13 protein-coding genes are annotated in these 18565 nt (G+C 71.2%); 7 read left to right on the forward strand and 6 right to left on the reverse strand.

Annotated elements, in window-relative coordinates; translation table 11 throughout:
- Positions 1-7: 7 nt before the first annotated feature.
- Positions 8-1492 (reverse strand): aldehyde dehydrogenase family protein, encoded by a 1485-nt coding sequence (locus tag ACYBSK_RS10525; RefSeq protein WP_460245888.1) that lies wholly within the window; start codon positions 1490-1492, stop codon positions 8-10.
- 195 nt (positions 1493-1687) lie between these two features.
- On the opposite strand from ACYBSK_RS10525, the gene ACYBSK_RS10530 reads away from it, so the two are divergent.
- Positions 1688-3052 carry an MFS transporter gene (locus ACYBSK_RS10530; RefSeq protein ID WP_460245889.1) on the forward strand — a complete coding sequence of 455 codons (1365 nt, stop codon included), beginning with the start codon at positions 1688-1690 and terminating at the stop codon, positions 3050-3052.
- A gap of 114 nt (positions 3053-3166) precedes the next feature.
- On the opposite strand, the gene ACYBSK_RS10535 is transcribed toward ACYBSK_RS10530, so the two are convergent.
- On the reverse strand, positions 3167-4252 hold the full coding sequence (locus ACYBSK_RS10535) for a TetR/AcrR family transcriptional regulator (RefSeq protein ID WP_460245890.1): 1086 nt from the start codon (positions 4250-4252) through the stop codon (positions 3167-3169).
- A gap of 201 nt (positions 4253-4453) precedes the next feature.
- Here ACYBSK_RS10535 and ACYBSK_RS10540 point away from each other — a divergent pair, with 201 nt between their 5' ends.
- Genes ACYBSK_RS10540 through ACYBSK_RS10560 form a run of 5 tightly spaced genes read left to right on the forward strand, consistent with a single transcriptional unit; the run spans position 4454 to position 9451 of the window.
- Positions 4454-5314 carry an FAD binding domain-containing protein gene (locus ACYBSK_RS10540; RefSeq protein WP_460245891.1) on the forward strand — a complete coding sequence of 287 codons (861 nt, stop codon included), beginning with the start codon at positions 4454-4456 and terminating at the stop codon, positions 5312-5314.
- Positions 5311-5868, forward strand: a complete 558-nt coding sequence (locus ACYBSK_RS10545) for a (2Fe-2S)-binding protein (protein ID WP_460245892.1) — start codon at positions 5311-5313, stop codon at positions 5866-5868. Before ACYBSK_RS10540 ends, ACYBSK_RS10545 begins: the two co-directional genes overlap by 4 nt.
- A 5-nt stretch (positions 5869-5873) precedes the next feature.
- Complete coding sequence (locus tag ACYBSK_RS10550; protein WP_460245893.1) at positions 5874-8219, forward strand: xanthine dehydrogenase family protein molybdopterin-binding subunit; 2346 nt, start codon at positions 5874-5876, stop codon at positions 8217-8219.
- 25 nt (positions 8220-8244) lie between these two features.
- The gene (locus tag ACYBSK_RS10555) at positions 8245-8883 is read left to right on the forward strand and encodes an SRPBCC family protein (protein WP_460245894.1); all 639 of its coding nucleotides are present in this window, start codon (positions 8245-8247) and stop codon (positions 8881-8883) included.
- Positions 8884-8911: 28 nt separating this feature from the next.
- Complete coding sequence (locus ACYBSK_RS10560; RefSeq protein ID WP_460245895.1) at positions 8912-9451, forward strand: MarR family winged helix-turn-helix transcriptional regulator; 540 nt, start codon at positions 8912-8914, stop codon at positions 9449-9451.
- Between the two features lie 101 nt (positions 9452-9552).
- Here the strand turns inward: ACYBSK_RS10560 and ACYBSK_RS10565 are convergent, their stop codons facing one another.
- The 4 genes from ACYBSK_RS10565 to ACYBSK_RS10580 all read right to left on the reverse strand — a co-directional run bounded on the left by ACYBSK_RS10565 (position 9553) and on the right by ACYBSK_RS10580 (position 14688).
- Entirely contained in the window at positions 9553-11169 is a 1617-nt protein-coding gene (locus ACYBSK_RS10565; RefSeq protein ID WP_460245896.1) for a glycerol-3-phosphate dehydrogenase/oxidase, read from the reverse strand.
- A gap of 9 nt (positions 11170-11178) precedes the next feature.
- Positions 11179-12726 (reverse strand): glycerol kinase GlpK, encoded by a 1548-nt coding sequence (gene glpK, locus ACYBSK_RS10570; protein WP_457476639.1) that lies wholly within the window; start codon positions 12724-12726, stop codon positions 11179-11181.
- 49 nt (positions 12727-12775) lie between these two features.
- The gene (locus ACYBSK_RS10575; protein ID WP_457476640.1) at positions 12776-13570 is read right to left on the reverse strand and encodes an MIP/aquaporin family protein; all 795 of its coding nucleotides are present in this window, start codon (positions 13568-13570) and stop codon (positions 12776-12778) included.
- A gap of 335 nt (positions 13571-13905) precedes the next feature.
- Positions 13906-14688 (reverse strand): IclR family transcriptional regulator, encoded by a 783-nt coding sequence (locus tag ACYBSK_RS10580; RefSeq protein WP_457476641.1) that lies wholly within the window; start codon positions 14686-14688, stop codon positions 13906-13908.
- A 281-nt stretch (positions 14689-14969) separates the two neighbouring features.
- Here ACYBSK_RS10580 and metH point away from each other — a divergent pair, with 281 nt between their 5' ends.
- On the forward strand, positions 14970-18479 hold the full coding sequence (metH, locus tag ACYBSK_RS10585; protein ID WP_460245897.1) for a methionine synthase: 3510 nt from the start codon (positions 14970-14972) through the stop codon (positions 18477-18479).
- Positions 18480-18565 lie beyond the last annotated feature (86 nt).

Genomic DNA, 18565 nt, shown 5'->3' on the forward strand with positions numbered 1-18565 from the left:
GGGGTGGTCAGTTGGCCCAGGGGAGCGGGGCTTCGGACGTGCCCCAGTACAGGGACTTCTGGCGTTGGTAGGCGCGGATGGCGTCACGTCCCTTCTCCGTGCCGAGGCCGCTGTCCTTCATCCCGCTGAACGGGGTGGACGCGCTGAACTGCTTGTACGTGTTGATCCACACGGTGCCCGCGTCGATGCGGCGGGCCAGGTTCCAGGCGGCGCGGTGGTCGCGGGTCCAGATCCCGCAGGCCAGGCCGTACACGGAGTCGTTGGCCTGCTCGACCAGGTCGTCCTCGTCGTCGTAGGGGAGGACCACGAGGACCGGGCCGAAGATCTCCTCCTGGCAGGTGCGGGAGTCGTTCGCGAGGCCGGCGAGGACGGTCGGCAGGTAGTACGCCCCGTGCGCGTACTCCGGGCCCTCGGGCGCGGCGCCGCCGCACAGCACCTCGGCGCCCTCGGAGCGGGCGAGGTCGACGTAGGCGGCGACGGAGTCGCGGTGCCCCGCGTGCACGAGCGGGCCGACCTGCGTGTCGGGATCCGTGCCGGGCCCGACCCGCAACTTCCGCACCCGCGAGACGAGTTCGCCGACGAACGACTCGTACAGCGACGCGTGGACGAACAGGCGTGAACCGGCGATGCAGGACTGCCCGCTGGACGAGAAGATCCCGAACATCACGCCCGCCAGGGCCTGTTCGACGTCCGCGTCCGCCCGCACGATGGTCGGCGACTTGCCGCCCAGTTCGAGGGAGGCGGGGATCAGCTTCCCGGCGGCGATCGCGGCGATGGAGCGGCCGGTCTCCGTGCCGCCGGTGAACCCGATGCGGCCGACGAGCGGATGCTTGACGACGGCGTCGCCGACCACTCTGCCGCTGCCCGGCAGTACGGACAACAGGGCGGTGGGCAGGCCGAGTTCGGTGAGCGCTCGGGTGATGATCCGGCCCAGCGCGAGGGAGACGAGCGGGGTCCAGGCGGCGGGCTTGAGCAGTACCGCGTTCCCGGCGGCGAGGGCGGGCGCGATCTTCTGCGCGTCGCTCGCGACCGGCGAGTTCCACGGGTTGATGGCCCCGACCACGCCGATCGGCTCGTGCACGCTCATCGTCACGTACGGGCCGCGCGAGGGGGTGATCGCCTCCTCGGCGGTCTCCAGGGCGGCCGCCATGTACCGGAACGTGCCGGCCGCGCTGAGGGCGAGCGCCTTCGTCTCGGTGAGGGTCTTGCCGGTGTCGGCGGTCTGCGTCGCGGCGAGTTCGTCGGCGGCGCTCTCGGTCAACTCGGCTATGCGGTGCAGGAGTCGGGCCCGCTGGTGGGGGAGCAGGTCCCGCCAGGCCGGATCGGCGACGGCCTCCGCCGCTGCCCGCGCGGCCTCGTCGACCTCCTCCGCGGAGGCGGTGCCCACGGTCGCGATCACCTTCCCCGTGGCCGGGTCGACGGTGTCGAGCGGGGCGCCCGCTCCGCGCCGCCACTGACCCGCGACGAGGATCTCGGTGGGGAGTTGAGGCACGGCGGGACCTCCGGCGGGTTGGGGGTGGGGTTGCTCAGGCGCTAGAAATCTAAGCGCTTAAATGTTTCTCCGCAAGGGGTTCTGTTCGTTCCGGTGTTACTCCACCGTTGTTCGTATACCTAAGCGCCTAACCATTGACCGCTTAGGAGTTGGCTTCTACTGTCGCCGCATCCACCTTGCGGAAGGACCCCTCCCATGACGACTGTGGCCGGTCAACAGGCCCGCGGCTCGATCGCCGCCAGACTCGAACGGCTGCCGCACTCCCGCTGGCACGTCAAGGTGCGCTTCCTCATCGGCGCCGTGACGTTCTTCGAGGCCTTCGACCAGCTCCTCGCCGCCTCCGCGCTGCCCGTCCTCATCAAGGACTGGCACCTCAGCACGGGCCAGGCCACCTTCGCGGTCACCGCCGGATCCATCGGCATGCTGCTGGGCGCGCTGTTCGCCGGGTGGCTCGGGGACCGGATCGGCCGGGTGCGCACCGTGGCCCTGGGTGTCGCGGTCACGGGCGTGGCCAGCCTCGCCGTCGCCCTCGCGAACGGGATCGAGCTGTTCTCGCTCTTCCGGTTCGTCCAGGGCCTCGGCATCGGCGGCGTGGTCCCGGTCGCGGCCACGTACATCAACGAGATCTCCCGCTCGGACAAGCGCGGCCGCTTCGTGCTGCTCTACGAGATGATCTTCCCGGCGGGGCTCGCGGCCGCCAGCCTCGTCGCGGTCTGGGTCGTGCCCAACCTGGGCTGGCGCGCGATGTTCGTGCTCGGCGGGCTGCCCGTGCTGATCGCCCTGGCGCTGCCCAAGCACGTCGCCGAGTCGCCGCGCTGGCTGCTCTCGCAGGGGCGCACCGAGGAGGCCGAGCGGGTCATCGAGCGGATCGAGACCGAGGTCGAGCGGGCCGTCGGCGAACCGCTGCCGCAGCCGGGCCCCGCGCCCGTGCAGGAGACCGGGCGCGGCCGGCTCCGCGATCTGTTCGCCGGACGCTATCTGCGGCGCACCGCCATCCTGTCCGGGCTCTGGTTCGTGGCGTACTACGTCAACCACGGCATCTCGACGTGGCTGCCCTCGCTCTACACCAAGAACTTCGGCCTCGATCTGACGACGGCGCTGGTCTACACGCTGCTCAGCAACCTCACCGGCCTGGTCGGCACGTTCTGCGTCGCGCTCGTCATCGACCGGATCGGGCGGCGCCCGGCGCTGGTCGCCGCGCTCGGCGGCACGGCGCTCGCCCTCGGCATCCTGTCCCTGGTCGGGGTCACGTCGGGGATCCAGGTCGCGCTGTTCGCGTCCTGTACGACGTTCTTCGTCTACGCGATCAACGCGGGCCTCTACCTCTACTCGCCGGAGCTGTACCCGACGCGCAACCGGGCGACCGGCGCGGCCTTCGGCGGCCTGTGGAACCGGCTCGGCGTCATCCTCGGCCCGATCACGGTCGGCGCGATCCTCGGCGCGGGCGGCAGCCTCGGCCTCGTCTTCGCGCAGCTGGCGGCCGTGGCGGCGGTGGGCGCGGTGATCGCGCTGTTCGCGGTGGAGACGAAGGGGAAGACGCTGGAGGAGCTGAACTCGTAGCGATCGCGGTCTCGGTTGGGGGGGGTGTCGCGGCGCCGGGTCCTGAGGGGTCCGGCGCCGTCGGTGTGTCGGGGCGCCGCACGGGTGCCGCACTCGTACCGCGCTTCCGTAGCGCTACGAGGGCCGTCCCCGGTCCGTGAGCGACGCGCCCAGCGTCCCCAGCAGCGCCCGCAGCTCCCGCCGCTCCTGGGGCCGCAGCCCGTCCAGCACCTCCCGCTCACCGGCCCTGCGCTCCTCGGTGACCCGGTCGACCAGCTCCCGCCCCGCCTCGCTGAGCCGCAGGTGCACCACGCGCCGGTCCCGGTCGTCCCGCTCCCGCTCGACCAGCCCCGCCCGCTCCAGACGGTCCGCGTGCTGTGTGACCCCACCCGCGCGGACCGCTCCGGCCGCCGCCAGCTCGCCGACGGTGCGGCGGTGCGGGGCGGGGGCGCGGCGCAGCTCGGCGAGCAGCTGATACGCGGCGAGGCCGATGCCGTGCCGTTTGACGACACCGCCGATGACGGCGCGGTAGCGGTCGGCGCAGTCCGTGAGGGCGGCGAAGACCCGGGTGTCGGCGTCGGTGGCGGGGGAGTGCCCGGGGCGCGGCTCGGCGGGGTGCGCGGCCGCCCCGACCGCTGTCGCCAGCACGTCGGTGAGCAGTGGCTCCAGGTCGGCGGTCGGCACCGAACGGGCCGGCTCGTGCGCGAAGAGGTAGCGCTCCATGATGACGCCGAACAGGATGCTGCGGATCATGCCGATCCGGGCCCGGGAGTCGTCGGTGTCGCCGAGGACGCCCAACAGCGGCTCGGTCACGAGGCGTTCCAGCAGCTCGCTCAACTGCTCCGCGCTGGGCGGGTGGTTGAGCGCCGAGCGGATCAGCGCGGCGAGGGGATCCTCGGTGGAGAGCCGGTCCCAGCGGTCGAGGTAGGAGTGGGCGAGGGCGCCCGGCAGACCGGCCGGATCGTTGCCGGCCTCGTCGAGCAGCCGGGCCGTGACGCCGGTCCCCTCACCGACGACGGCGCGGAAGAGCCCGTCCTTGGACCCGAAGTAGGACATGACGAGGCCGGGGGTCACTCCGGCCTCGGTGGCGATGGCCCGGATGCCGGCTCCCTGGTAGCCGTGCGCCGCGAACAGCCGCCGGGCCGCTTCGAGCACGGCTCTGCGGTTCCCCTCGGGATCGTGCGAGCGTCCGCGCCGCCTGTCGTGCTGTCCCTCGTTCACGGCGCAACAGTAGTCGAGGGCGGCGGCGCCCCGATTTCTGCACAGTCGTTCAAAATGAAGTTCCCTCTGGGAACTGCTCGAAGTCGGTGTGCTGCCACCCCTTGCCAAGAAGGTAGTTCAGCATCAATCATTTCAGGCCTTAGGCATGCGCGCCCTGTGCGCACCCGCCCGCTCGCTACGAGAGGCCTGGTGGCAGACGGTTTGAAACCCACACCCTTCGACTACAGCGCCCCCCGCTCCGTCCCGGAGGCGCTCGCCCTGCTCGCCGACGAGGACCGTGATCCCAAGGTGGTCGCCGGTGGCCAGTCGCTGATCCCGATGCTGAGCATGCGGCTCGCCCGCTCCGGCCTCCTCGTCGACATCACCCGCATCCCCGGCCTCGACGCGCTCTCCGTCGACGCGACGGGAGCCCTGCGCATCGGCGCCGCCGTCCGGCAGGCCCGCGCCGCGGCCGATCCCCGGCTCCGCGAGGGCTGGCCGCTGCTCGCCGCCGCGATCCGCCACATCGGGCACCCGCAGATCCGTGCCCGCGGCACCGTGTGCGGCAGCCTCGTCCACCACGACCCGGCCGCCGAACTGCCCACGGCCGCGGTGGCGTTGGACGCCCGGTTCGTGATCGCGGGCCCGGCGGGGGAGCGCACGGTCCCGGCCGAGGACTTCTTCGTCGCCACCTTCCAGACGGCCGTGGAACCGGACGAACTCCTCACCGAGGTCGTCGTCCCGCCCCGCGACGGCGGCTGGGCCTTCGAGGAACTCGCCCGCAGGCACGGCGACTTCGCCACGGTCGGCGTCGCCGTCCTCCTCGAACGCGCGGGCGCCGCCGTGAGCGCGGCCCGCGTCGTCTTCTGCGGCGTCGGCCCCGCCCCCGTCCGCCTCCCCGCCGCCGAGGAGGCGCTGACCGGCACCGACGCGGGCCCGGCCGCCCTCGCCGCCGCGCGGGACGCCGCCCTCGCCCACCTCGACCCGTCCGACGACGTCCACGCCACGGCCGCGTACCGCCGAGAGGCCGCCGCCCACCTCCTCGTCCGCGCCTGCACGACCGCCTGGGAGCGCACCCGATGACCACGAAGCCGAGCCCCGCCACCGTACGGACGCCACCGCTCGCCGAGCCCTCCGGCTGGCACGAGATCCGCCTCACCGTCAACGGCGAACCCGTCACCGCCCAGGTCGAGTCCCGGCTGCTGCTCAGTGACTTCCTGCGCGACCGGCTCCGCCTCACCGGCACCCACGTCGGCTGCGAGCACGGCGTGTGCGGAGCCTGCACCGTCCTCGTCGACGGCACGCCCGTCCGCTCCTGCCTCACGCTCGCCGTCCAGTGCGAGGGCGCCGCACTGCGCACCGTCGAGGGTCTCGCCGGCCCGGACGCGCCGCTCACCCCGGTGCAGGAGGCGTTCCACACCTGCCACGGCATGCAGTGCGGCTTCTGCACACCCGGTTTCCTCATGACCGCCACCGCCCTGACCGAACAGGACGGACGGCCGGGCGACACCGAGGTCGCCGACGCCCTCAGCGGCCACCTGTGCCGCTGCACCGGCTACCGGGGCATCCGCCGCGCGCTCACCCGGGCCCTCGACGAGACGTACGGACCGGCCGCCGACGCCGGGCGAGGGGAGTGACCCGCATGACCGCCACCACCTGGATCGGCCGCCCCGTCCCGCGCGTCGAGGACGACCGCCTGCTGCGCGGCAACGGCCGCTACGTCGACGACATCGACCTGCCCGGCGCCGCCGAGGCCGCCGTCCTGCGCAGCCCGCACGCCCACGCCCGCATCGAGTCCGTCGACGTCACCGCCGCCCTCGAAGCCCCCGGCGTCCTCGCCGTCTGGACCGGCGCCGACGTCGCCCACCTCGCGCCGCTCCTGAACAAGGAGGAGCTGCGCACCCCGCCCCGCCTCGCCGAACTCCTCGACCCGCGCGTGGCCACGACCCCGATGCCGCTGCTCGCCACCGACAAGGTGCTGTACGTCGGCCAGCCCGTCGCCATCGTGTTCGCCGACAGCCGCTACCTCGCCGAGGACGCCCTCGAACTCGTCGACGTGCGCTACGCGCCGCTGCCCGTCCTCGTCGACCCCGACCGCGCCCTCGACGACGACGCCCCGCTGCTCCACGGCGACCTGCCGGACAACACGGCGGTCGCCGTCGCCACCCAAGTCGGGGACCCCGAAGCCGCGTTCGCCGCCGCGCACACCGTGATCAGCGAGGAGTTCCAGGCCCACCGCTACGTCGCCTCGCCCATCGAGACCCGCGCCGTCGCCGCCCGCACCGACCCCTACAGCGGCGAACTCACCGTCTGGTCCAACACCCAGACCCCGCACCGCGTCCGCGAGTCCCTCGCCACCACCCTCGGCCTCGACAGCGAGGCCGTCCGCGTCATCGCCACCGACGTCGGCGGCGGCTTCGGCCAGAAGGGCATCCTCTACGTCGAGGAGATGCTGATCCCGTACGCGGCAGCCGAGTTGGGCCGCCCCGTGGTGTGGCGCGAGGACCGCAACGAGAACCTCACCGCCGCCTCGCACGCCCGCGAGCAGCTGCACCGCATCGAGCTCGCCGCCGACGCCGACGGCACGATCCTCGCCGTCCGCGACCGCATCACCGTCAACTTCGGCGCGTACAACATGACCGGCCTGGTCGTCCCGTACAACTCCCTGTGCCACCTCCTCGGCCCGTACCGCATCCCGAACGTCGACATCGACGTCGTCGGCGTCCTCACCAACACCGCCTTCGCCACGCCGTACCGGGGCGCGGGACGCCCCGAGACGGTGTTCGCGATGGAGCGGGCGATGGACCGGCTCGCGGCGCAACTGGATCTCGACCCGGCCGAGTTGAGGGCGCGCAACCTGATCGGCCCGGACGACATGCCGTACACGACCGGCCTCGTCGACCGCTCCGGCAACCCCCAGTCGTACGACTCCGGGGACTTCCCCGAGCTGCTGCGGCGCGCCCGCGCCAAGGTCTCCGTGCCCACGGAGAAGCGCGACGGCAAGCACATCGGCGTCGGCTACGCCCTGTACATCGAGGCCACCGGCCTCGGCCCCTTCGAGACCGCCCGCATCGACATCGCGCCCAGCGGCCGCGTGAAGCTCGCCATCGGTACGCCCTCGCAGGGCCAAGGTCACCGCACCTCGATGGCGCAGATCGCCGCCGACGCGCTCGGCGTCCCGCTCGACGTCGTCGACGTGGTCGGCGGCGACACCTCCGCGACCCCCTTCGGCGTCGGCACCATCGCCAGCCGCGCCCTCGTCAACGCGGGCAACGCCACCCATCGCGCGGGCAAGCTGGTCCGCGAGAAGGCCCTCGCCCTCGCCGCCCGCCGCCTCGACGTGCCCGCCGCCGAACTCACCCTCACCGACGGCGTGTTCACCACCAAGGCCCCCGAAGGGCCCACCCTCACCCTCGCCGAACTCGCGGGCCGCGCCCCGCTCCCCGGCACCCCCGAACCCACCGACGGCCGGCACGGCACCGAACTCAGCGAGACCGTCCACTTCCGCCCGCCCGGCTTCGCCGTCGCCAGCGGAGCACACGCCGCGGTCGTCGAAGTCGACGAACACACGGGCGAGTTGCAGATCCTCCAGTACGTCGTCGTCCACGACGCGGGCGTCATCGTCAACCCGCTCATCGCCGAGGGCCAGGTCACCGGCGGCATCGCCCAGGGCATCGGCGGCGCCCTCTACGAGGAGATGATCTACGGCCCCGACGGGCAGCCCCGCACGGGCACCTACATGGACTACCTCGTCCCCACCTCCTCCGAGATCCCCGACCTCGACATGGACGAGATCCACTCGCCGAGCCCCATGAACGACCTCGGCGTGAAGGGCCTCGGCGAAGGCGGCGCCATCGCCCCGCAGGCCGTCCTCGCGAACGCCGTCGAGGACGCCCTGCGCCCCTTCGGCGTCGTCGTCCGCCGCGGCCCCCTCTCGCCCAGCCGCATCCGCGACCTGCTGCGCGACGCCCCCGCCCCCGCCCACTGACCCACGAACGGAAGACCTCGACAGCATGCGACTCGACCACACCTTCACCGTCCCGGCCGCGCCGGACGACGCCTGGAAGCTCTTCCACGACCTCCACCGGGTCGCTCCCTGCATGCCGGGCGCGGCCCTCGACACCCTCGACGGGGACACCTTCACCGGCCGCGTGAAGGTCAAGGTCGGCGCGGTGCAGATGAGTTACCGGGGCGAAGGCACCGTGACCCGCGACGAGGCCGCCCGCAGCATGCGGCTCGACCTCAGCGGGAGCGAGACCCGCGGCGCGGGCACCGCCTCCGCGACCGTCACCGCGGAACTCGTCGCCGACCCCGCGGGCACCCGCGTCCGCGTCCGCACCGACCTCGACATCACGGGCCGCCCCGCCCAGTTCGGGCGCGGCATCATGACCGAGGTCGGCGACCGCATCGTCGGCCAATTCGCCGACCGGCTGGCCGCGTTGATGACGGCCCCCGAAGCGACGCCCGCCGCCCCCGCGACGCCCGCGGAGCCGGAAGCCGTCGACCTGGGCGCCGCCGCGCTCCCCGTACTCCTCAAGAAGGCCGCCGTTCCGGCCGCCGCCGCCCTCGCGGCGGTGATACTGCTGACGGTCGTCCGAGATCGCTTCAGGGGTAGAATTTTCAGGGGCGTAACACTTCACGCCCGCCCATGAGGCATGCGATGTGAGGCGAGGGGACGGGATGGCCGAGCGCAAGGGGAAGCGGCAGGACGCCGTGACACAGATCGTGGCGGACTGGGCGCGCGAGCGGCCCGAACTCGACACCGGCCCCCTTGAGGTCCTGGCCCGTCTGCACCGCTCGTTCCTGCGCTACAACACCAAGCTCAACGCCTCGATCGAGCGGCACGGTCTGTCCGTCGCCGGCTTCGACGTGCTGACCGCGCTGCGCCGCGCCGGCAAGCCCTACCGGCTCACCGCCGGGCAGCTCGCCGACTCGGGCCTCGTCTCGTCGGCCGGTGTCACGCTGCGCATGGACCGCCTGGAGAAGGACGGCCTGATCGTCCGCGAACGCGACGCCGAGGACCGCCGCGTCGTCTACTCCCGCCTCACCGACGAGGGCCTCGCCAAGGTCGACGAGGTCTTCGCCGACCACCTCGCCAACGAGGAACGCATGCTCGCCGGCATCTCCCCGGCCGAACGCCGCCAACTGGCCCGCCTCCTGGGCAAGTTGGAACACTCCATCCTGGAGTCGGACGACCCTTCAAGCCTCGCCGGCGATTGAGGCGCGGGGTCCGGGGCAGAGCCCCGAGACCGCAACCCCGGCACAGGTGACAACGAAAGGGGCGGCTCCCCCGTGGGAGCCGCCCCTCTCTGTCCGCAGGACTACTTCTTGTCGAGCAGATCCTGCACCTTGGACCGCACCTCATCCGTGTCCAGACCGCGAATCGTCAACGTCGTCCGCCGCCGCAACACGTCGTCCTGCGTCTCCGCCCACTCGTGGTCCCGCGCGTACACGACCTGCGCCCAGATCTCCGGCGCATCGGGGTGCACCCGCTCGCCGAGCTCCGGGTTCTCGTTCGCGAGCCGCGCGATGTCGAAGGACAGCGACCCGTAATGCGTCGCCAGGTGCTTCGCCGTGTCCGCACCCATCCGCGGCCCCGGCGCCGGGCTGTCCACGAGCAGCCGGTGCGCGACGGCCCGCGGATTGGCGATGCCCGGCAGCGGCAGCTTGCTCGGCAGCGAGCTGATCGGCTCGTAGTCGTCACCCAGCGGGTGCCCCGGCAGCGACTCCAGCTTCTTCATCACCGTACGGCCGATGTGCCGGAACGTCGTCCACTTGCCGCCCGACACCGACAGCATGCCGCCGCGGCCCTCGGTGACGACCGTCTCCCGCTTCGCCTTCGACGTGTCACCGGGACCACCCGGCAGCACCCGCAGACCGGCGAACGAGTACGTCATCAGCTCCCGCTTGAGCTGCTGGTCCCGTACCGAGAACGCCGCCTCGTCGAGGATCTGGTCGATGTCCTTCTCGGTGACCGAGACATCGGCCGGGTCGCCCTCGTACTCCTCGTCGGTCGTGCCGAGCAGCAGCATGTCCTCCCAGGGGAGGGCGAAGGTGATGCGGTACTTGTCGATCGGGGTCGCGAGCGCGGCCTTCCACGGCGAGGTCCGCTTCATGACCAGGTGCGCGCCCTTGGACAGGCGGATGGACGGCGCCGAGTTCGGGTCCTCCATCTTGCGCAGGTGGTCGACCCACGGGCCGGTCGCGTTCAGCACGAGGCGGGCGTTGACGCCGAACTCGTCACCGCTCGTCCGGTCCTTCAACTCCGCGCCGGTGACCCGGCCGTTGGTGAACCGAAGTCCCGTGACCTCGGAGTGGTTGAGAACGACGGCGCCCGCGTCGACGGCCGCGCGCACGGTCATCAGCGCCATCCGCGCGTCGTTCATCTGGTCGTCGCCGTACACGGCGACGGCCTTGAGGCCCTCGGTCCGCAGCTCCGGCACGTCCTGCTGCGCCTTCGCGGGGGACAGCAGGTGCCCGACGCCGTCGCCGAACGCGGACAGCGCCGAGTACGCGAAGACACCCGCGCCCAGCTTGGCCGCGCCGTGCGGGCCGCCCTTGTAGACGGGCAGGTAGAAGGTGAGGGGGTTGGCGAGGTGCGGGGCCACGTTGCGGGACACCGCGCGCCGCTCGAAGTGGTTCTCCGCGACCAGCTTCACCGCACCGGTCTGGAGGTAGCGCAGGCCTCCGTGGAGCAGCTTCGAGGACGCGGAGGACGTGGCGCCGGCGAAGTCGCCGGCGTCGACCAGGGCCACCCTGAGACCGGACTGCGCCGCATGCCAGGCAGTGGAGATGCCCAGGATGCCGCCGCCGATGACCAGGAGGTCGTACGTCGCCTTGGAAAGCTGCTCGCGGGTCTCGGCGCGGCTCGGGTTGGAGCCGGCGACCGGGTGCGTTCCGAGGGCAGGCACGGTCTTCAGGGTGGACTGGGTACTCATGGTGGGGTGTTACTCCTCGACAGAGCTGTCTTCGAGCCAGCTCATGGACCGCTGCACGGCCTTGAGCCAGTTCTTGTACTCACGGTCGCGGGTGGCCGCGTCCATGCGGGGGGTCCACTCGGCGGCCCGGCGCCAGTTGGCGCGCAGTTCGTCGGTGTTGGACCAGAAGCCGACGGCGAGACCGGCGGCGTAGGCGGCGCCGAGGCAGGTCGTCTCGGCGACCATCGGACGCACCACGGGCGCGTCCAGGAAGTCCGAGAGGGTCTGCATCAGCAGGTTGTTGGAGGTCATGCCGCCGTCGACCTTCAGCGCGGTCAGCTCGACGCCGGAGTCCTTCGTCATGGCGTCCGTGATCTCGCGGGTCTGCCAGGCGGTGGCTTCCAGCACGGCGCGCGCGAGGTGCGCCTTGGTGACGTAGCGGGTGAGGCCCGCGATGACACCGCGCGCGTCGGAGCGCCAGTACGGGGCGAACAGGCCGGAGAAGGCGGGCACGAAGTACGCGCCGCCGTTGTCCTCGACCGAGGACGCCAGCGTCTCGATCTCGGCGGCCGACTTGATCAGGCCCATCTGGTCGCGCATCCACTGCACCAGAGAGCCCGTGACGGCGATCGAGCCCTCGAGCGCGTAGACCGGCTTCTGGTCACCGATCTGGTAGCCGACCGTGGTCAGCAGGCCCGAGTACGAGTTGATGGCCTTGTCGGCGGTGTTCATCAGCATGAACGTGCCGGTGCCGTACGTGGACTTGGCCTCGCCCTCGGCGAAACAGGTCTGGCCGAACAGGGCCGCCTGCTGGTCACCGAGTGCCGAGGCGACCGGGATGCCGCCGAGCAGGTCGCCGAGCTTGCCGCCGGTGACCTCGCCGTAGACCTCGGCGGAGGAGTGGATCTCCGGCAGCATCTCCATCGGGACGCCGATGGAGTGGCAGATGCGCTCGTCCCACTTCATCTCGTGCAGGTTCATCAGGAGCGTGCGGGAGGCGTTGGTGACGTCGGTGTAGTGCTTGCCGCCGTTGACACCGCCCGTCAGGTTCCAGATGACCCAGGTGTCCATCGTGCCGAACAGGATGTCGCCGCGCTCGGCGCGCTCGCGCAGGCCCTCGACGTTGTCGAGCAGCCAGCGGGCCTTCGGACCGGCGAAGTACGACGCGAGTGGCAGGCCCGTCTCGCGGCGGAAGCGGTCCTGGCCGACGTTGCGGCCGAGCTCCTTGCACAGGGCGTCGGTGCGGGTGTCCTGCCAGACGATGGCGTTGTGGACGGGCTCACCGGTGTTCTTGTCCCAGAGCAGCGTCGTCTCGCGCTGGTTGGTGATGCCGATGGCCTTGATGTCGTCGCGGGTGATGCCGGCCTTGGTGACGGCTCCGGCGACGACCTCCTGGACGTTGGCCCAGATCTCGTTCGCGTCGTGCTCGACCCAGCCCGGCTTCGGGAAGATCTGCTCGTGCTCCTTCTGGTCGACGGAGACGATCCGGCCGTCCTTGTCGAACACGATGCAGCGGCTGGACGTGGTGCCCTGGTCGATCGCCGCGATGAAGGGGCCGGTGGTGTGTGCGTCGGTCACGGGGTGTGCTCCTCGTCGTTACGGAAGGGGTCGGTCTCGGTGGCGTCGCTCAGAACAGCTTGTAGAGGAAGCCGGCGAGGGCACCGCCGATGAGCGGGCCGACCACCGGGATCCAGGCGTACGACCAGTCCGAGCCGCCCTTGTTGGGCAACGGGAGCAGCGCGTGGACGATGCGCGGGCCGAGGTCACGGACCGGGTTGATGGCGTAGCCCGTGGGGCCGCCGAGGGAGAGACCGATGCTGACGACGACGAACGCGGTGATGAGGGCGCCGAGGACGCCGAGGCCGTTGCCGTCCGCGTTCAGGCCCTGCGTGAGGATGGCCAGGACCAGCACGATCGTGGCGATGATCTCCGTGAGGAGGTTCTGCCAGGGGATCCGGATCTCCGGACCGGTGGAGAAGATGCCGAGCACGGGGCCCGCCTCGGGCGCGGCCTTCGGGTCGACGAGACCCTCGTCGCCGTCGGGGCCGTTGTGCGCGGCGAGCACCTCGGGGTCGGTGAGGTGGGCCTGGAACTGCCCGTAGTACGCGAGCCAGACGAGAGCCGCGCCGATCATGGCGCCGAAGAGCTGCGAGACCAGGTAGAGCGGTACGTCGCTCCATTTGGTGCCGCCCTCGATGGCGAGGCCGACGGTGACCGCGGGGTTCAGGTGGGCGCCGGAGACGGCCCCCGTCATGTAGGCGGCGGTCATGACCGCGAAGCCCCAGCCGAACGCGATGGCGACCCATCCGGCGTTGAACGCCTTCGAGCGCTTGAAGGTGACGGCGGCGCACACGCCACCGCCCAACAGAACCAATATGGCGGTACCGATGGTCTCGCCGAGGAAGATGTCGTGGCTGGACACCCGCGACTCCTTTGTCCTTCGTCCAGGGGATAACCCGAGTAACGAACCTCCCGGGTCCCTCTCCGGTGGTCCGAGACCCTCAGGCGAGGGTCGGGTCCGGTCTGGCCTGCTGACACTCTAACGCGTATTGCCGGTAGGTGTTCGACAATGCCGACCGATGGACGCGAGTCTCGCTCTGCGGTTCCCGGCTCGTCAAGGGATCTCTTGTCGAATGCGCGATCGTTATTGATCGCTTGCGGTGGTCGGCCTGCCCAGGTGGGGCGCAGACCGTGGGGCGTTCAACGATGGTCACTCGGATCGGTGCACCCTGCACCTCGAGGCCTCGCGGCCGCGCTTCAGAAGCGGCTGGCGCCCAGGTCGCGGGAGACGGCACGGGCGCAGTCGCGCACCGCCGCGATCAGCTCGGGCCGCAGGCCCACCGGCGTCCCGTCCTCGGCGTCCCGGCACACGCGCTCCACGGCGCCGGTGATGCCGACGGCGCCCACCGGCATCCGGTGCCGGTCGTGGATCGGCGCCGCGACGGAGGCGACGCCCTCCCAGGTCTCCTCGACGTCGGCGGCGTACCCGCGCGCGCGGGTGAGGTCGAACATCGCCTCCAGGTCGCCGGTGTCGCACACCGTCCGCGCCGTGAAGTCCTTGCGCTCGGCCTCCAGTACCTCGCTGTGCGCCACGGGGTCGTACGCGGACAGCACCTTGCCCAGGGCCGTGGAGTGCAGCGGCTGCATCGCGCCGACCTCCAGGACCTGCCGGCTGTCGTCGGGCCGGAAGACGTGGTGCACGATCAGCACGCCGCCCTGGTGCAGCACGCCCAGGTAGACCGCCTCGCCGCTGGAACGGGCCAGGTCGTCCGTCCACACCAGCGCGCGGGCCCGCAGCTCGTGCACGTCCAGGTAGCTGTTGCCCAGACGCAGCAGCTCGGCGCCCAGCTGGTAGCGGCCCGAGGCGGAGTCCTGCTCCACGAAGCCCTCGGCCTGCAAGGTGCGCAGGATGCCGTGCGCCGTGCCCTTGGCGAGGCCGAGAGCGGCGGCGATGTCCGAGAGGCCAAGGCGTCGCTCGCCGCCCGCCAGCAACCGGAGCATGGCCGCGGCCCGTTCGAGCGACTGGATGTTGCGTGCCATCGCGGTCCCTTCCTCCCTCGGTTCTTCTCGCTGACTGGCTCACCGGCTGGGGTCACCGTGCGACGTTCGGCAATGCTGAACAGTATCGGTCGTTGCCGACCTCCTGCGAGCGCGGCGTGCGCCATTATTTCCTTCGCACACTTTCGGCCACGACACGCGCGCGGCGTTCCGGCCCGTGGACGTCCTCACGACGGGACCATCGTCCCCGTTACCCTGACCGGGTGCGCCTCCGGCAAGAGGAGCCGCAAAGCCGACAGCCGTCGCACCCAGGGAGCTCTTTCATGGCCTCGTTGCCTACGCCCGCAACCGATTCCCGCGCCCGCGTGGACGCCCTCCGAGAAGCCCTCGCCACCCGCGTCGTGGTGGCCGACGGGGCGATGGGCACCATGCTCCAGGCGCAGGACCCCACCCTTGAGGACTTCGAGAACCTCGAGGGCTGCAACGAGATCCTCAACCTCACCCGGCCCGACATCGTGCGCTCCGTGCACGAGGAGTACTACGCCGTGGGCGTGGACTGCGTCGAGACGAACACGTTCGGCGCGAACCACACGGCCGCCAGCGAGTACGACATCGCCCACCGGATCCACGAACTGTCCGAATCGGGTGCCCGCATCGCCCGCGAGGTCGCCGACGAGTTCGCCGCCAAGGACGGCCGCACCCGCTGGGTCCTCGGCTCGATCGGACCCGGCACCAAGCTGCCCTCCCTCGGCCACATCGACTACGCCACGATCCGCGACGGCTACCAGCAGAACGCCGAAGGGCTGCTCGCGGGCGGCGCCGACGCACTGATCGTCGAGACCACGCAGGACCTCCTCCAGACGAAGTCCAGCCTCATCGGCGCCCGCCGCGCCATGGACGCCCTCGGTGTCTCGGTTCCGCTGGTGTGTTCGCTGGCCTTCGAGACCACCGGCGTCATGCTGCTGGGCTCCGAGATCGGCGCCGCGCTCACCGCCCTCGAACCGCTCGGCATCGACCTCATCGGTCTCAACTGCTCCACGGGCCCGGCCGAGATGAGCGAGCACCTGCGCTACCTCGCCCGCCACTCGCAGACGCCGCTGATGTGCATGCCCAACGCCGGCCTGCCCGTCCTCACCAGCGACGGCGCGCACTTCCCGCTCACGCCGCCGGAGATGGCCGACGCCCACGAGACGTTCGTCCGCGACTTCGGCCTCCAGCTCATCGGCGGCTGCTGCGGCTCCACGCCCGAGCACCTGCGCCAGGTCGTCGAGCGCGTCCGCGGCACCGAGCCCACGCCCCGCACCCCGCAGCCCGAGCCGGGCGCCGCGTCGCTGTACCAGACGGTGCCGTTCCGCCAGGACACCGCGTACATGGCGATCGGTGAGCGCACGAATGCCAACGGGTCGAAGAAGTTCCGCGAGGCCATGCTGGAGGCGCGCTGGGACGACTGCGTGGAGATGGCGCGCGACCAGATCCGCGAGGGCGCGCACATGCTGGACCTGTGCGTGGACTACGTGGGCCGGGACGGCGTCGCCGACATGCAGGAGCTGGCGGGGCGTTTCGCCACCGCCTCGACGCTGCCGATCGTGCTGGACTCGACCGAGGTCGATGTCATCCAGGCCGGGTTGGAGAAGCTGGGCGGGCGTGCGGTCATCAACTCGGTCAACTACGAGGACGGCGACGGCCCGGAGTCCCGGTTCGCGAAGGTGACGCGGCTGGCGCAGGAGCACGGCGCCGCGCTGATCGCGCTGACCATCGACGAGGAGGGCCAGGCCCGCACCCCGGAGCACAAGGTCGCCATCGCCGAGCGGCTGATCGAGGACCTGACGGGGAACTGGGGGATCCGGGAGTCGGACATCCTCATCGACTGCCTGACGTTCACGATCTGCACGGGCCAGGAGGAGTCCCGCAAGGACGGTATCGCGACGATTGAGGCGATCGGGGAGCTGAAGCGGCGCCACCCGGATGTGCAGACGACGCTGGGCCTGTCGAACATCTCGTTCGGCCTCAACCCGGCCGCCCGCATCGTGCTGAACTCGGTCTTCCTGGACGAGTGCGTGAAGGCAGGACTGGACTCGGCGATCGTGCACGCCTCGAAGATCCTGCCGATCGCCCGGTTCGACGAGGAGCAGGTCACCACCGCCCTGGACCTGATCTACGACCGGCGCGCCGAGGGCTACGACCCGCTGCAGAAGCTGATGGCCCTGTTCGAGGGCGCCACCGCGAAGTCCCTCAAGGCGGGCAAGGCCGAGGAGTTGGCGGCGCTGCCGCTGGAGGAGCGTCTTCAGCGGCGCATCATCGACGGCGAGAAGAACGGTCTCGAACAGGATCTCGACGACGCGCTGGCGGACCGGCCCGCGCTGGACATCGTCAACGACACCCTCCTGGAGGGCATGAAGGTCGTCGGTGAGCTGTTCGGTTCCGGCCAGATGCAGCTGCCGTTCGTCCTCCAGTCCGCCGAGGTGATGAAGAACGCGGTGGCCTACCTGGAGCCGCACATGGAGAAGTCCGACTCCGAGGGCAAGGGCACCATCGTGCTGGCCACGGTGCGCGGCGATGTCCACGACATCGGCAAGAACCTCGTCGACATCATCCTGTCGAACAACGGCTACAACGTGGTCAATCTGGGCATCAAGCAGCCGGTCTCGGCGATCCTGGACGCCGCTGCCGAGCACCGCGCGGACGTGATCGGCATGTCGGGGCTGCTGGTGAAGTCCACGGTGATCATGAAGGAGAACCTGGAGGAGCTCAACCAGCGCAAGATGGCCGCCGACTTCCCCGTCATCCTCGGCGGCGCCGCCCTCACCCGCGCCTACGTCGAGCAGGACCTGCACGAGATCTACGAGGGCGAAGTCCGCTACGCCCGGGACGCGTTCGAGGGCCTGCGCCTGATGGACGCCCTGATCGCGGTCAAGCGCGGCGTTCCCGGCGCCACCCTCCCGGAACTGAAGCAGCGCCGGGTCCCGAAGCGCGACGTCGTGGTCGAGGAGACGCCCGACGAGGGCCCCGTGCGCTCCGACGTCGCCATCGACAACCCCGTGCCCGAGCCGCCGTTCTGGGGCACCCGCGTCATCAAGGGCATCCAGCTCAAGGAGTACGCGTCCTGGCTCGACGAGGGCGCCCTCTTCAAGGGCCAGTGGGGCCTGCGCCAGGCCCGCACCGGCGACGGGCCCTCGTACGAGGAGCTGGTGGAGTCCGAGGGCCGTCCGCGGCTGCGCGGCTGGCTCGACAAGCTGCACACCGACAACATGCTCGAAGCGGCCGTCGTGCACGGCTACTTCCCGTGCGTGTCCAAGGGCGACGACCTGATCATCCTGGACGACGCGGGCAACGAGCGGACCCGGTTCACGTTCCCGCGCCAGCGCCGCGGCCGCCGCCTGTGCCTCGCGGACTTCTTCCGGCCCGAGGAGTCCGGCGAGACCGACGTGGTCGGCCTCCAGGTCGTCACCGTCGGCTCGCGGATCGGCGAGGAGACGGCGAAGCTGTTCGCGTCCGACTCCTACCGCGACTACCTCGAACTGCACGGACTGTCCGTGCAGTTGGCCGAGGCGCTCGCCGAGTACTGGCACGCCCGCGTCCGCTCCGAGCTGGGCTTCTCCGGCGAGGACCCGGCGGAGATGGAGGACATGTTCGCCCTGAAGTACCGGGGCGCCCGCTTCTCCCTCGGCTACGGCGCCTGCCCGAACCTGGAGGACCGCGCGAAGATCGCCGACCTCCTGGAGCCGGAGCGGATCGGCGTCCAGCTCAGCGAGGAGTTCCAGCTCCACCCCGAGCAGTCCACCGACGCCATCGTCATCCACCACCCCGAGGCGAAGTACTTCAACGCTCGGTAATGCGGTAGTTCCTCCGAGTCGTACACTTGTCGGTCCAGCGCAGGCCGGTTGCCCTTGAGCTCGAAAGGGGGCAACCGGCCTCTTCG

Source organism: Streptomyces sp. BYX5S (assembly GCF_054724165.1).

Excerpts from the sequence above, each read along its gene's own strand:
- ACYBSK_RS10530 (WP_460245889.1), top strand. The coding sequence starts at position 1,688 with ATGACGACTGTGGCCGGTCAACAGGCCCGCGGCTCGATCGCCGCCAGA.
- ACYBSK_RS10545 (WP_460245892.1), top strand. The coding sequence starts at position 5,311 with ATGACCACGAAGCCGAGCCCCGCCACCGTACGGACGCCACCGCTCGCC.
- ACYBSK_RS10550 (WP_460245893.1), top strand. The coding sequence starts at position 5,874 with ATGACCGCCACCACCTGGATCGGCCGCCCCGTCCCGCGCGTCGAGGAC.
- ACYBSK_RS10555 (WP_460245894.1), top strand. The coding sequence starts at position 8,245 with ATGCGACTCGACCACACCTTCACCGTCCCGGCCGCGCCGGACGACGCC.
- ACYBSK_RS10560 (WP_460245895.1), top strand. The coding sequence starts at position 8,912 with ATGGCCGAGCGCAAGGGGAAGCGGCAGGACGCCGTGACACAGATCGTG.
- ACYBSK_RS10565 (WP_460245896.1), bottom strand. The coding sequence starts at position 11,169 with ATGAGTACCCAGTCCACCCTGAAGACCGTGCCTGCCCTCGGAACGCAC.
- ACYBSK_RS10580 (WP_457476641.1), bottom strand. The coding sequence starts at position 14,688 with ATGGCACGCAACATCCAGTCGCTCGAACGGGCCGCGGCCATGCTCCGG.
- metH (WP_460245897.1), top strand. The coding sequence starts at position 14,970 with ATGGCCTCGTTGCCTACGCCCGCAACCGATTCCCGCGCCCGCGTGGAC.